This window comes from Kribbella jejuensis (genome assembly GCF_006715085.1).
Taxonomy (GTDB): Bacteria; Actinomycetota; Actinomycetes; order Propionibacteriales; family Kribbellaceae; genus Kribbella; species Kribbella jejuensis.
The window spans coordinates 3,457,729-3,470,082 of sequence record NZ_VFMM01000001.1 but is presented as its reverse complement, the minus strand read 5'-3'; the positions used below and the strand labels follow the sequence as shown (position 1 = coordinate 3,470,082).

Genomic DNA, 12,354 nt, shown 5'->3' with positions numbered 1-12,354 from the left:
CTCCACCGATCGCCGTTGGATGAATGGTACCCGAGCCGTACAATGTACGGTACATGCTACGACTCAAGAGCAAGAGGGTGGGAATGGCAACGGAGCGAGTGATCGAGGCCGTCGGCGTACGGAAGAACTACCGCGGCGGCACGGAAGGTGCGGGCCTGAACGGCTTCGACTTGGAGGTCACGGCCGGCACGGTGACGGGCCTGCTCGGCCCGAACGGCGCCGGCAAGACAACCGCGGTGCGGATCCTGTCCACGCTGCTCGAGCTGGATTCCGGTACCGCGACGATCGCCGGGTACGACGTACGCCGGCAAGGCGCCGAGGTACGCCGCCGGATCGGGCTCGTCGGGCAGTACGCCGCGGTCGACGAGGTGCTGACCGGGCGGCAGAACTTGGTGATGTTCGGGCGGCTGAACCATCTGCGCAACGCGAAGGCCCGGGCGGACGAGTTGCTCGAACGGTTCAGCCTGACCGAGGCGTCCGGGCAGGCGGTGAGCAAGTACTCCGGCGGCATGCGCCGGCGGCTGGACCTCGCCGCCAGCCTGATCGTGGCGCCGCGGGTGCTGTTCGTCGACGAGCCGACGACGGGACTGGACCCGGCCGGGCGGATCGAGGTGTGGAACGCCGTACGGCAACTGGTCGACGGCGGTACGACGGTGTTGCTGACCACGCAATACCTGGAGGAGGCGGATCAGCTGGCGAACCGGATCTCGATGCTGAAAGCGGGACGGGTGGTCGCGGAGGGGACGCCGGACGAGTTGAAGACGCAGTTGGGTTCGGACCGGTTGGAGCTGGTACTCGCGGATCCGGCCGACGTACCGCGGGTCGTCGAGCTGGCCGCGCCGCTGGCGGACGGGGAGGTGCAGGTGACCGACGTACGGGTGAGTGTGCCGGTGCGGGACCGGACGAAGGCGCTGGTGGTGATGGCGAACTCGTTGCATGAGGCAAGGATCGAACCGGAGGACATCACGTTGCGGCGGCCGACGCTGGACGAGGTCTTCCTGCACCTGACCGGGGCGGAGGTGGCGGCATGATGTGGGTGTTCGCGGACAGTTGGACGATCGCGCGACGGACCTTCCTGCACTGGCGGATGCAGCCGGGGCTGGTGGTGTTCACGTGGTTCTTCCCGGTGCTGATGTTGTTGCTGTTCGGCGGTTTGCTGGGCGGCGCGATGGCGACGGATTCGTCGTACTACGAGTTGCTGGTGCCGGGGATCTTCGCGCTGGCGATGCTCTTCGGGCTGGAGGGCACGATGACGGCCGTCGCCACGGATGTGTCGAAGGGGGTGACGGACCGGTTCCGCTCGCTGCCGATGAGCTCGGCCGCGGTGGTGCTCGGGCGTTGTATCGCAGACCTGCTCGACTCGGTCGTCACGCTCGCGGTGCTGGTAGGGACCGGTCTGATCCTGGGTTGGCGCTGGCACGAGGGTCTGCTGTCCGCGTTGGGCGCCTTCGGTCTGCTCCTGTTGCTGCGTTTCGCTCTCTTGTGGGTAGGCATCTTCATCGGCCTCTCGGTGAAGAACGCCCAGAGCGTCACGATGGTGCAGGTCCTGGTCTGGCCGATCGGATTCCTCTCCAGCACCTTCGTCGCCACCTCCACGATGCCGGCGTGGCTGGGCACCATCGCCCAGTGGAACCCCCTCTCCGCCACAGCCACCGCCGCCCGAACCCTCTTCGGCAACCCCGACCCCTCGACCACCACCACCTGGATCGGTTCACACGCAACGGTCGCCGCAGTCATCGCGCCGCTGGTGCTGACGGCGATCTTCCTCCCGCTCTCCGCACACCGCTTCCGCACGCTGTCGCGGTAACTACCAAGGCCGACGAAGCGACCCACCACGCGTAGGCAGACGGGAGCCGGCGGCGGAACCGCGGCCGCCAGCTCCCGCTGCCCCCTGAGTACGCCAACGGCAGTTGGGTCTGCGGGCGGACAGCCGGTACGACGAGGCCGACGCCGGCGTGCGGTTGCTGTACGGCGACGGCGCCGTGGTGCTGGAGGTGCCCGTCGTACGGCTGGACGACTGGGTGCGCGAGCACGAGCTCGACCGGCTGGACGTGGTGAAGCTCGACATCGAAGGCGCCGAGCTCGCGGCGCTGTCCGGTGGATCGCACACGTTCAAGCGATTGCAGCCGCGGGCGGTGCTTGTGGAGGACAAGCGACCGGAAGCTAGGCCGCGGCTGCACGCCTTGCTGGACGAGTTGGGGTACGTGCCGACCGGTGAAGTGCTCGACAACAACGCACTCTTCCGGCCGGCGCCTCAGTCATAACCCCGCGCCTACGGCGTCAATTGGCCGCCGTTGACCTCGATGATCTGGCCGGTCACGTACGACGCCATTCGTTCGGAGGCGAGGAACAGGATGGTGCCGACGCATTCGTGCGGCGTACCTGTGCGGCCCATCGGGATGGTCGCGAGCATGCCCTGCATCTGCGCGTCGCCGGTGTGCCGGTCGTGGAACGGAGTCTTGATCACGCCGGGCGCGATCGCGTTCACCCGGATCCCGTCCGGCGCGAGCTCCTTCGCGAGCCCGCGGGTGAACGTACTGACTGCACCCTTCGACGTGGCGTAGACCACCGAACCGCCCGCGCCGCCGGTCCGCCCCGCGATCGACGTGACGTTGATGATCGAGCCGCCGCCCTGCGCCTTGAACACCGGGACGACCCGCCGGCTGAGCGCGAACACCGAGGTCAAGTTGACGTCCAGGATCCGGTGAAACTCCTCGTCCGGTACGTCGGCGATCGGCGACCGGTGGACCAGGTCACCGGCGTTGTTCACGAGTACGTCGATCCGCCCGTGCTGAGCGAGTACCTCGTCGATGAACGTGTCCGCCGACTTCGAATCGGCGAGGTCCGCCTGGTGCAGAGACGCCGTACCGCCCGCGGTCTGCACCGCCCCGACGGTGTGCTTCGCACCTTCCTCGTTCCGGTGGTAGTGCAGCGCCAGCGTCGCCCCCGTCTCCGCAAACCCCACCGCCGCCGCGGCCCCGATCCCACTACTAGCCCCGGTCACCACCACAACCTGATCCCTGAAATCCAGATATCCCATGTGCCATATCCTCTCCCGCCCGCGGCCGGAACGCGCCGTACGGGGGGCTGGTGGGGCCGGGGCGGGAGTATTTTCGTTGGATGGGATACGCGCTCGGGGAGCTGGGGCTGCGGCGGTGGCGGACTGGTGATGCGTTGCGGCTGGCGTCGGCGCACGACGATCCGGCGATGGCGGACCAGGGCGGGATCGTGGACCGGGCGTCCGCGGTCGCCTGGATCGGGCGGGTCGCGGACCTCGACAACGGGCACGTGTACGCGGTCGTGGACGCCGACGACCACCCGATCGGGTGCGTCGGGGTGACGAACATCGACCGGCACCGGGTCGGCTGGACCTGGTACTGGACGCTCTCGGAAGTGCGCGGCCACGGGGTCGCCCGCGACGCCCTCCGCGCGCTGGCCGGCTGGGCCCACCACGACGCGGGCCTCTACCGGCTGGAACTGAGCCACCGCCTCAACAACCCGGCGTCCTGCGCGGTAGCTGCCGGCGCAGGCTTCCTCTCCGAAGGCATCGAACGCCACCGCCTCGCCTTCGACGGCACCCGGTACGACGTGGAACGCCACGCCCGCCTGGTCACCGATCCCCTGACCTCACCTCAGCGCCCGGTGCGGGTCATAGCGTGAGTTTCGGGTGCCGGTTGACGTCCTTGTAGAGCAGGTAACGGAACCGACCGGGACCACCGGCGTAGCAGGCCTGCGGGCAGAAGGCGCGCAGCCACATGAAGTCGCCCTCCTGCACCTCCACCCAGTCCTTGTTCAGCAGGTAGATCGCCTTGCCTTCGAGCACGTACAGGCCGTGTTCCATCACGTGCGTCTCGGGGAACGGGATCACCCCGCCCGGCTCGAACGTCACGATGTTCACGTGCATGTCGTGCCGTACGTCGTCCGGATCGACGAACCGCTGCGTCCGCCAGGCGCCGTTGGTGTCGGGCATCTCCCGGCCCTCGACGTCGGCCTCGTTGGTCACCAGCGCAGATGGTACGTCGATCCCCTCGACCCGCTCGTACGCCTTCCGCACCAGGTGGAACGTGGCGTTCGCGTCGCTGGTGTTCCGCACGGTCCAGTCGCCACCCGGCGGAAGGTACGCGTACCCACCCTCGGTCAACGAGTGCTTCTCGCCCGCGACCGTCAGCACAATGTTGCCTGCGACAACGAACAGCACCGCTTCGGCGGCCGGGTCGGTCTCCGGCTTGTCGCTGCCACCACCGGGCGCGACCTCGACGATGTACTGCGAGAACGTCTCCGCGAACCCGGACAGCGGCCGCGCGATCACCCACAGCCGGGTGTCGTCCCAGAACGGTAGCCGGCTGGTGACGATGTCGGTCATCGTGCCGCGCGGCAGTACGGCGTACGCCTCGGTGAAGACCGCGCGGTCGGTGGTGAGGTCGGTCTGCGGGGGCAGACCACCCTTCGGGGCATAGAAGGTCATCGTTCTCCTCGGGTCAGCAGGCGACCGCGCGGGTCGGCGGCGAGGTCGACGGGTACGCCGTGCAGCCACGTCCCGCGGACGACACCGGTCAGCGTGCGGCCGTCGTACGGCGTGATCGCGTTCTTGTGCTGGAGCTGGTACGCGTTGACGGTGAAGGTCTCGTCGGGGGCGAGGACGCAGAGGTCGGCGTCGTACCCCAGCTCGATCCGGCCCTTCGTACTCAGGCCGGTCTGGTCCGCGGGGGCCTCGGCCATCCAGCGGATCACGTCGACGAGGGTGAAACCGCGGCGGCGGGCCTCGGTCCAGATCGCCGGCAGGCCGAGTTGGAGCGACGCGATGCCGCCCCAGGCAGTGCCGAAGTCGCCGGTGTCCAGATGCTTGAGGTCGATCGTGGACGGCGAGTGGTCGGACACGATCTGATCGATGGTGCCGTCGCGGAGGCCGTCCCAGAGCAGCTCGCGGTTCGCGGCCTCACGGATCGGCGGACAGCACTTGTACTGCGTGGCGCCGTCGGGAATCTCCTCCGCGTCGAAGGTCAGGTAGTGCGGGCAGGTCTCGGCGCTGATCCGGACGCCGTCGGCGCGGGCCTTCGCGAGCAGCGGGAGGACCTCGGCGCTGGAGACGTGCAGGATGTGGACGCGGCAGCCCGTCTCCCGGGCAAGGTCGATGACCTGCTGCACGGCCTCGTTCTCGGCCGTCCGCGGGCGGGAGTCGAGGAAGGCTTCGTAGCTGGCGCCGTCGGGCTGGGTCGCCTCGTCGATGCGGTGGGCGTCCTCGGCGTGCACGATCAGCAGGCCGTCGAAGCTCGCGATCTCGCGCATCGCGGCCTCGAGTTGGGTCGCGTCGAGCGGTGGGAACTCGTCGACGCCGGAGTGCAGCAGGAAGCACTTGTACCCGAAGACGCCGGCGTCGTGCAGCGGGCGTAGCTCGGGGACGTTGCCCGGGATCGCGCCGCCCCAGAAGCCGACGTCGACGTATGCCTGGGTCTCCGCGGTCTTCCGCTTGAGTGTGAGGGCCGGGACGTCGCAGGTCGGCGGGATGCTGTTCAGCGGCATGTCGATGATCGTGGTGACGCCGCCGGCCGCCGCGGCCTTGGTCGCGGACGTGAAGCCTTCCCAGTCGGTGCGGCCGGGGTCGTTGACGTGCACGTGGGAGTCGACGAGCCCTGGCAGGAGTACTTCGTCGTGGGCGAGGTGGAGCTCGGTCGCGGCGTCGAGCTCCGCGTCGTACGGCGAGATCGCGACGATCCGCCCGTCCCGGATCCCGATCGCAGCCGCCTGCTCCGCACCGCCGCGTACCACCCGACGGGCTCGTAGCACGAGATCCATCATGCGATCCCTCTCTCCCTTCGTGTCATCGTAAGGTGCTCGACCGCGATCCGTTCGCCGAGTTCTTCGAGCAACGGCCGGGGTTCGGCGATGCAGCGCCGTACGTCGGGTTCGACATCCGTCAGCGCATACGCTGCCGCGACGCCGATCTCCTTCAGCTGCTCCGGTGACAACCGATTGACCCCGCACACCGCGACCACCGGAACCTCTGACTGGGTCGTGGTCACGCCCGCGCTTGTCGGTCGGTGTGTCGGCGAGGCAAGGGCGCGGACGGCTGCTGCGACTCCGGCTACCGCTTTGCCGTGGAGGGTCTGTTCGTCGAGGGCGCCTTCGCCGGTGACGACCAGGTCCGCACCGGAGAGCTGCTCGCTGAACCGAACCAGCTCCAGCATCAGGTCGATCCCGGGCCGCAGCTCCGCACCGAGCAGCGCGATCGCCGCAAAACCAACCCCACCAGCCGCCCCCGCGCCCGGCACGTTGCGCAGATCCGCCCCGGTCTCCCGAGCCACCAGATCGGCCCATTCGCTCAGGGCGGCATCCAACTGCAGCACCTGCTCCTGCGTAGCACCCTTCTGCGGGCCGTACACAGCTGCTGCTCCGCGAGGTCCGGTCAGTGGGTTGTCGACATCGCACGCGACCATGATCTGGACGCCCTCGAGCCGTCGCCGGAGGGTCGCGAGGGGTAGGCTGCCGCCGGTCTTCGGAAGTTTTTCGTCGCGGAGCGCCGAATTATTACCGAAAAGCCGTCCGCCGAGCGCTTCGATCAGACCGCGGCCGCCGTCCGTTGACGCGCTTCCGCCGATGCCCAGGATGATGCGCGTGCAGCCGGCGTCTACGGCTGCGGCTATTACTTCTCCTGTGCCGTAGGACGTTGCCGTGAGGGGTGCGGGCCGGCCGCCGGGGAGACGGACCAGGCCGGAGACGTCGGCCAGTTCTACTACCGCTGTTTTGCCTCGCCGGGCGTACGACGTGCGGACGAGTTCGCCGGTGGGGCCGGAGGCGGTGACGGGGAAGGGGGTGTAGCCGGCGGCGACGGCGGCGGACAGGGTGCCGTCGCCGCCGTCGGCTACCGGTACCGAGATCACGGTGGCGTCGGGGCAGACTCGTTGTACCCCGGCGCCGACCGCTTCCGCGACCTCGGCACTGGTCAGTGTTCCCTTGAACTTGTCCGAGGCAACGACGACCCGCAGGCCGAACCCCTCGAACGACGCGGTGCCCATCAGTCCAGCAATGCCAGCGCCGTGGGCGCGTCCTCGGGCGCGATCGCCAGGTCCTCGAACTCGATCACGTTGTCGATCTCGACCCCCATCGAGACGTTCGTGACCCGCTCCAGGATGACCTCGACGACGACCGGCACCCGGTACTCGACCATCAGCTTCTTCGCCTGCTCCAGCGCCGGCAGGATCCCGTCCGGCTCGGACACCCGCAGCGCCTTGCAGCCGAGGCCTTCGACGACCTTGACGTGGTCGACGCCGTACCCCGCGACCTCCGGGCTGTTGACGTTCTCGAAGGACAGCTGCACGCAGTAGTCCATGTCGAAGTTCCGCTGTGCCTGGCGGATCAGGCCGAGGTAGGAGTTGTTCACGACGACGTGGATGTACGGGATGTTGAACTGCGCCCCGACCGCGAGCTCCTCGATCAGGAACTGGAAGTCGTAGTCACCCGACAGCGCAACGACCGTGCTCTCCGGATCCGCGGTCGCGACCCCGAGCGTGGCCGGTACGGTCCAGCCGAGCGGACCGGCCTGTCCGGCGTTGATCCAGTGCCGCGGCCGGTACACGTGCAGCATCTGCGCGGCCTGGATCTGCGACAGCCCGATCGTCGACACGTACCGGACGTCCGGCCCGAACGCGCGGTTCATCTCCTCGTACACCCGCTGCGGCTTGATCGGCACCGCGTCGAAGTGCGTCTTGCGCTGCAGCGTCGTACGACGCTCGCGGCACTCCGCGGCCCATACCGTACGGTCTGGTATGGAATCCGCCCGCTCCCGGGCGACCTCGACGAAGACCTCCAGCGCCGCGCGGGCGTCCGACACGACGCCGTAGTCGGGTGCGAACACCCGCCCGATCTGGGTCGGCTCGATGTCCACGTGAATGAACTTGCGCGAGCCGCGATACACATCCAGGCCACCGGTGTGCCGGTTCGCCCACCGGTTGCCGATGCCGAGGACCAGGTCCGACGCCAGCAGTGTCGCGTTGCCGTACCGGTGGGACGTCTGCAGACCGACCATGCCCGCGCTGAGCGGGTGGTCGTCGGCGATCGCACCCCAGCCCATCAGCGTCGGTACGACCGGAATGCCGGTGAGCTCCGCAAACTCGACGAGCAGGTCCGCCGCGTCCGCGTTGATGATCCCGCCACCGGCGACGATCAACGGCCGAGCGGCCTCCGCAAGCATCGACAGCACCTTCTCGGCCTGCGCGCGGGTGGCTGCGGGACGCGACACCGGCAGCGGCTCGTAGGTGTCGATGTCGAAGTCGATCTCGGTCAGCTGGACGTCGATCGGCAGGTCGATCAGCACCGGACCCGGACGGCCTTCGCGCATCACCTGGAACGCCTTCTGGAAGGTGCCCGGGACCTGCGCGGCCTCCATCACGGTGACCGCCCACTTCGCGACCGGCTTCGCGATCGCGGAGATGTCGACGGCCTGGAAGTCTTCCTTGTGCAGCTTCGCGACCGGCGCCTGCCCGGTGATACACAGGATCGGGATCGAGTCCGCGGCGGCGGAGTACAACCCGGTGATCATGTCGGTACCGGCCGGTCCCGACGTACCGATGCAGACGCCGATATTGCCGGCCTTCGCCCGGGTGTAGCCCTCGGCCATGTGCGACGCGGCCTCGACGTGCCGGGCGAGTACGTGCTTGATCCCGCCGTGCGCGCGCATCGCGCTGTAGAACGGGTTGATCGCGGCGCCCGGCAGACCGAACGCCTGCGTCGCGCCTTCCTTCTCCAGGATCAGTACGGCGGCATCGACCGCCCGCATCCGCGTCATGAGTTCACCTTTCCGGACAGCCGCTCGACGCCGCGGAGCAGCGCGGAGTGGTCGAGCTTGCCGTCGCCGTTCGCACGGGCGGACGCGACCAGCTGCGCCACCAGGGCACCCAGCGGTACGACGACACCCGCTTCGCGCGCGGCCGCGGTGACGATGCCCATGTCCTTGTGGTGCAGGTCGATCCGGAATCCGGGCTCGAAGGAGCGCGACAGCATGTTCTCCTTCTTCTGGTTCAGTACGGCCGAACCCGCCAGGCCGCCACCCAGTACTTCGAGGGCCGCCTTGGTGTCGACGCCGTACGCCTCCAGGAACACGACCGCCTCCGCGACCGCCTGGATGTTCGCGGCCACGATCAGCTGGTTGGCCGCCTTCACGGTCTGGCCGGAGCCGCTCGGGCCGACGTGCACGACGGTCTTGCCGACCGCGTCGAAGACCGGCTTGGCCTGCGCGAAGTCGTCCGCCTCGCCGCCGACCATGATCGACAGCGCGGCGTTCTTCGCGCCCGCCTCGCCGCCGGAGACCGGGGCGTCGAGCAGCCGGAACCCGAGCGCGCGAGCCTGCTCGGCGAGCTGCTGGGTGACGTCCGGCCGGATGCTGGAGAAGTCGATGATCAGCGCGCCGGTCTCGGCGTTCTGGAAGACCCCGTTCTCGCCGGCCAGGACGTCCTGGACGTCCGGCGAGTCGGGCACCATCACGCAGATCACGTCGGCGCCCTTGACCGCCTCGGCGATCGAACCGACGGCCCGGCCGCCGGCCTCGACCAGTGCGGCGGTGCGCTCGGAGCTGTGGTCGACGCCGGTCACGGAGTGCCCGGCGTTGGCCAGGTGCACGGCCATCGGATTGCCCATGATGCCGAGGCCGATGAAGGCGATGTTCGTCATAGTTCGTTCTCCTGGAAGTGCCCGACCCGCAAGGAAGGGAAGGAAGGAAGGAAAGAGCGACAGTGTGGGGATCAGCGGCGCTCGTACGGCAGCCAGCCGAAGCTTGCTTCTGAGGTGGTGGACGGCTTGTACTCGAGCCCGACCCAGCCGGCGTAGCCGTTCGCCTCGAGGGCGGTCAGCTGGGCGTCGAGCGGGAGGGTGCCGGTACCGGGCTCGTTGCGGCCCGGGTCGTCGGCGATCTGTACGTGCGCGACCCGGTCGGTGTGGTCCGCGATCACCCGGTCGGCGTCGTCGCCGTTGACGGCGAGGTGGTACAGGTCCAGCAGCAGTCCGAGGTTCGGTACGTCGTACGCTGCCTGGACGCGGTCGATCACGCCGAGCGCGTCGGCCGCGAATTTGAGCGGGTACCGCGGGGCGCCGCTGACCGGCTCGAGCAGTACGGTCGCGCCGATCCGCGCGGCGGCCCGGGCGGCCAGGCCGAGGTTCTCGACCGCGAGCTCGTCCTGCTCCTGCTCGGTGGCGCCGTCGACGCGGTTCCCGTACAGGGCGTTGAAGCCCTGCGCGCCGAGCCGCTCGCCGATGCCCACGGTGACGTCGATGTTGTCGCGGAACTCACCGGAGCGCTTCGGCCACGACACCAGGCCGCGGTCGCCGCCCGGCATGTCGCCGGCGAAGAAGTTCAGGCCGGTCAACTGCACCCCCGCGTCGGTCACCGCGTTCACGAACGCCTCGACCTGGCGGTCCGGCGGGACAGCCTCGACGAACGGCCACCAGAACTCCACCGCGCTGAACCCGGCCCGCTTGGCGGCGGCAGGCCGCTCGAGCAGGGGCAGCTCGGTGAAGAGCAACGAGCAGTTCACGGTGTACCGCAACTGGTGACTCATTTCCGTCTCCAACTCCTGCACTGTTTCCGCATTGTGGAACTTGATTTCTGTTCTGCGAAATGACCATAAGCTGCCCGGTCCGGGGCGTCAAGCGTCCACAGGTCTTCGAAGGGGGCTGTCCCACGCGGGCGCGCGCGTTGTACGTTCCTCTAAAGGAGGTACGCCGTGTTGCTGACCGAGCTACTCGACGCGCCCGAGCTCGGGTTGCGCCTGCTGCACTCGGCGGGCGGCGTACTGGACCGGCCGATCGGGCGGCTGGTCACGACCGACCTGCTGGAGCCGGGGCGATACCTGAACGGCGGCGAGGTGGTGTTGACCGGGCTCGTCTGGCGGCGCCGGCCGATGGACAGCGAGGTGTTCGTCGCGTCGATGGCGGGCCGTGGCGCGACCACGATCCTGGCCGGGAAAGCGCAGCTGGGCGACGTACCGACCGACCTGATCGAGGCTTGCCGACGGCACGAGGTGACGCTGATCGAGGTACCGGTCGAGATCGCGTTCGCGGACATCACCGAGTACGTCGCGGCCGCCGGATCCGCCGAGACCGGGGCCCGGTTGTCGGCGAGCCTGGTCCGGCAACGGCAACTGCTGTCGTCGATCGCCGCCGGGCGCAGCCTCGACGAGCTCGCAGCCCGAATCTCCGCCGAAATCGGCCACGACTGCCGAGTACTCACCGCAACCGGCCGACACGTAGTCCCTGGCCCCAGCGAACTGGACCCCGACACCCTCGACGCAGTAACCCGCAGATTCCTGACCACAGACCGAATGCCCGCAGTCGCCACCGCCCGGGCCGGTGTGGGCGGTTCGGGGTACAGCCTGTTTCCGATCGGGTCGGGGTTCGGGAATCGGCTTACTGCTTGGGTGCTGGTGATCGAGGGGGACTACACGACGTGGAGTCGCGACCATGTCGAGGCGGTGCACGAACTGTGTGCGATCGCCGCGCTGGATCGGGCCCGGCGCGACGAGGGGCGGCGGGCGCTCCGGCCGCTGGTCGCCGACGCACTCGCGTTGGTGGAGTCGGGTGCGGCTCAGGCCGAGGTCGCCGCGCGGTTGCGCCAGGCGGGCGCGCACTCGGAGCGTCCGCTGGTTGTCGCGGTCGCCGGCCTGCGCGACGACGGTCCCAGCGAGGTCGCGCTGAGTTTGCTGGAAGACGTCGCCCTCACGGTCGGTCCGGCCGTCGTCGCGCCCGGCCGGGACGGTCTGCTCGTGGGTTTCCTGCCGTTCACACCAGAACTTCCGGAGCATCTCCGCCGAGCGTTCGGGCGGCTCGCTCCGGGCCTCAACCGCGCGCATCTCGCGGTCGGGATCAGCGGCGAGACGTCGATCGACGCGCTCGCGGGCGCCCTGGAGGAGGCACGGTTCGCGCAGCGCGCCGCCGGTGCGGCCCGCGCCCCCGTCTCGGTCGTCACGTCGGACGAGGTCGCCTCACACGTCCTCCTGCTCGCCACGCTGCCCGACGACGTACGCCGTACGTACAGCAACCGCGTCCTCGGAGCAGTCCTCGACCACGACCGGCGTACCCATGCCGACCTGCTCATGACGCTCCAGGCGTTCCTCGCCTGCTCTTGTTCGTGGACCCGTACGGCGGAGTCGCTGCACCTGCACGTCAACACCGTTCGCTACCGGATCGAACGCGTTGAGCAACTGACCGGACGCGATCTGTCGAGCCTCGAGGACCGGGTGGACGTGTTCCTCGCGCTCAAATCGCTGTAGTTGTGTGATCACACAAAACGGACCGTTCTCCGGGTGTTCATCTTCGGAGGTTCACCGGGTGCAATCCACAGTCTGTTGAGCAGATGCTCGGGTGCAG

Annotated in this window: 12 protein-coding genes; 5 read left to right on the top strand and 7 right to left on the bottom strand. The window is 68.9% G+C overall.

Translation table 11 applies throughout. The features are described 5' to 3' along the window. Nucleotides 1-83: 83 nt before the first annotated feature. The 3 genes from FB475_RS17165 (at nucleotide 84) to FB475_RS17155 (ending at nucleotide 2,264) form a co-directional block, all read left to right on the top strand. Complete coding sequence (locus FB475_RS17165) at nucleotides 84-1,031, top strand: ATP-binding cassette domain-containing protein (RefSeq protein ID WP_141857193.1); 948 nt, start codon at nucleotides 84-86, stop codon at nucleotides 1,029-1,031. After that, nucleotides 1,028-1,807, top strand: a complete 780-nt coding sequence (locus FB475_RS17160) for an ABC transporter permease (protein ID WP_141857191.1) — start codon at nucleotides 1,028-1,030, stop codon at nucleotides 1,805-1,807. Before FB475_RS17165 ends, FB475_RS17160 begins: the two co-directional genes overlap by 4 nt. A 103-nt stretch (nucleotides 1,808-1,910) precedes the next feature. Beyond that, entirely contained in the window at nucleotides 1,911-2,264 is a 354-nt protein-coding gene (locus FB475_RS17155; protein ID WP_141857189.1) for an FkbM family methyltransferase, read from the top strand. An 8-nt stretch (nucleotides 2,265-2,272) separates the two neighbouring features. On the opposite strand, the gene FB475_RS17150 is transcribed toward FB475_RS17155, so the two are convergent. Further along, nucleotides 2,273-3,040: an SDR family NAD(P)-dependent oxidoreductase gene (locus FB475_RS17150; protein ID WP_141857187.1), complete on the bottom strand. Its 768-nt coding sequence runs from the start codon at nucleotides 3,038-3,040 to the stop codon at nucleotides 2,273-2,275. An 80-nt stretch (nucleotides 3,041-3,120) separates the two neighbouring features. Here FB475_RS17150 and FB475_RS17145 point away from each other — a divergent pair, with 80 nt between their 5' ends. Then, on the top strand, nucleotides 3,121-3,660 hold the full coding sequence (locus FB475_RS17145; protein WP_141857185.1) for a GNAT family N-acetyltransferase: 540 nt from the start codon (nucleotides 3,121-3,123) through the stop codon (nucleotides 3,658-3,660). Here the strand turns inward: FB475_RS17145 and FB475_RS17140 are convergent. The 6 genes from FB475_RS17140 to FB475_RS17115 form a co-directional block, all read right to left on the bottom strand. Then, nucleotides 3,650-4,465, bottom strand: coding sequence for a bifunctional allantoicase/(S)-ureidoglycine aminohydrolase (locus FB475_RS17140; RefSeq protein WP_141857183.1), 816 nt, complete (start codon nucleotides 4,463-4,465; stop codon nucleotides 3,650-3,652). The genes FB475_RS17145 and FB475_RS17140 overlap by 11 nt on opposite strands. Continuing rightward, entirely contained in the window at nucleotides 4,462-5,796 is a 1,335-nt protein-coding gene (gene allB, locus FB475_RS17135) for an allantoinase AllB (RefSeq protein WP_141857181.1), read from the bottom strand. Before allB ends, FB475_RS17140 begins: the two co-directional genes overlap by 4 nt. Beyond that, nucleotides 5,793-7,013 carry a glycerate kinase gene (locus FB475_RS17130; protein ID WP_141857179.1) on the bottom strand — a complete coding sequence of 407 codons (1,221 nt, stop codon included), beginning with the start codon at nucleotides 7,011-7,013 and terminating at the stop codon, nucleotides 5,793-5,795. Before FB475_RS17130 ends, allB begins: the two co-directional genes overlap by 4 nt. After that, nucleotides 7,013-8,782 (bottom strand): glyoxylate carboligase, encoded by a 1,770-nt coding sequence (gene gcl / locus FB475_RS17125; RefSeq protein ID WP_141857178.1) that lies wholly within the window; start codon nucleotides 8,780-8,782, stop codon nucleotides 7,013-7,015. Before gcl ends, FB475_RS17130 begins: the two co-directional genes overlap by 1 nt. Then, nucleotides 8,779-9,663: a 2-hydroxy-3-oxopropionate reductase gene (locus FB475_RS17120; RefSeq protein WP_141857176.1), complete on the bottom strand. Its 885-nt coding sequence runs from the start codon at nucleotides 9,661-9,663 to the stop codon at nucleotides 8,779-8,781. The genes gcl and FB475_RS17120 overlap by 4 nt, the downstream gene beginning before the upstream one ends. A 71-nt stretch (nucleotides 9,664-9,734) precedes the next feature. Further along, nucleotides 9,735-10,547, bottom strand: coding sequence for a hydroxypyruvate isomerase family protein (locus tag FB475_RS17115; protein WP_141857174.1), 813 nt, complete (start codon nucleotides 10,545-10,547; stop codon nucleotides 9,735-9,737). 165 nt (nucleotides 10,548-10,712) lie between these two features. On the opposite strand from FB475_RS17115, the gene FB475_RS17110 reads away from it, so the two are divergent. After that, on the top strand, nucleotides 10,713-12,257 hold the full coding sequence (locus FB475_RS17110) for a PucR family transcriptional regulator (protein ID WP_141857172.1): 1,545 nt from the start codon (nucleotides 10,713-10,715) through the stop codon (nucleotides 12,255-12,257). Nucleotides 12,258-12,354 lie beyond the last annotated feature (97 nt).

Excerpts from the sequence above, each read along its gene's own strand:
- FB475_RS17130 (WP_141857179.1), bottom strand. The coding sequence starts at position 7,013 with ATGGGCACCGCGTCGTTCGAGGGGTTCGGCCTGCGGGTCGTCGTTGCC.
- FB475_RS17150 (WP_141857187.1), bottom strand. The coding sequence starts at position 3,040 with ATGGGATATCTGGATTTCAGGGATCAGGTTGTGGTGGTGACCGGGGCT.
- FB475_RS17140 (WP_141857183.1), bottom strand. The coding sequence starts at position 4,465 with ATGACCTTCTATGCCCCGAAGGGTGGTCTGCCCCCGCAGACCGACCTC.
- allB (WP_141857181.1), bottom strand. The coding sequence starts at position 5,796 with ATGATGGATCTCGTGCTACGAGCCCGTCGGGTGGTACGCGGCGGTGCG.
- FB475_RS17115 (WP_141857174.1), bottom strand. The coding sequence starts at position 10,547 with ATGAGTCACCAGTTGCGGTACACCGTGAACTGCTCGTTGCTCTTCACC.
- gcl (WP_141857178.1), bottom strand. The coding sequence starts at position 8,782 with ATGACGCGGATGCGGGCGGTCGATGCCGCCGTACTGATCCTGGAGAAG.
- FB475_RS17120 (WP_141857176.1), bottom strand. The coding sequence starts at position 9,663 with ATGACGAACATCGCCTTCATCGGCCTCGGCATCATGGGCAATCCGATG.
- FB475_RS17145 (WP_141857185.1), top strand. The coding sequence starts at position 3,121 with ATGGGATACGCGCTCGGGGAGCTGGGGCTGCGGCGGTGGCGGACTGGT.
- FB475_RS17165 (WP_141857193.1), top strand. The coding sequence starts at position 84 with ATGGCAACGGAGCGAGTGATCGAGGCCGTCGGCGTACGGAAGAACTAC.
- FB475_RS17160 (WP_141857191.1), top strand. The coding sequence starts at position 1,028 with ATGATGTGGGTGTTCGCGGACAGTTGGACGATCGCGCGACGGACCTTC.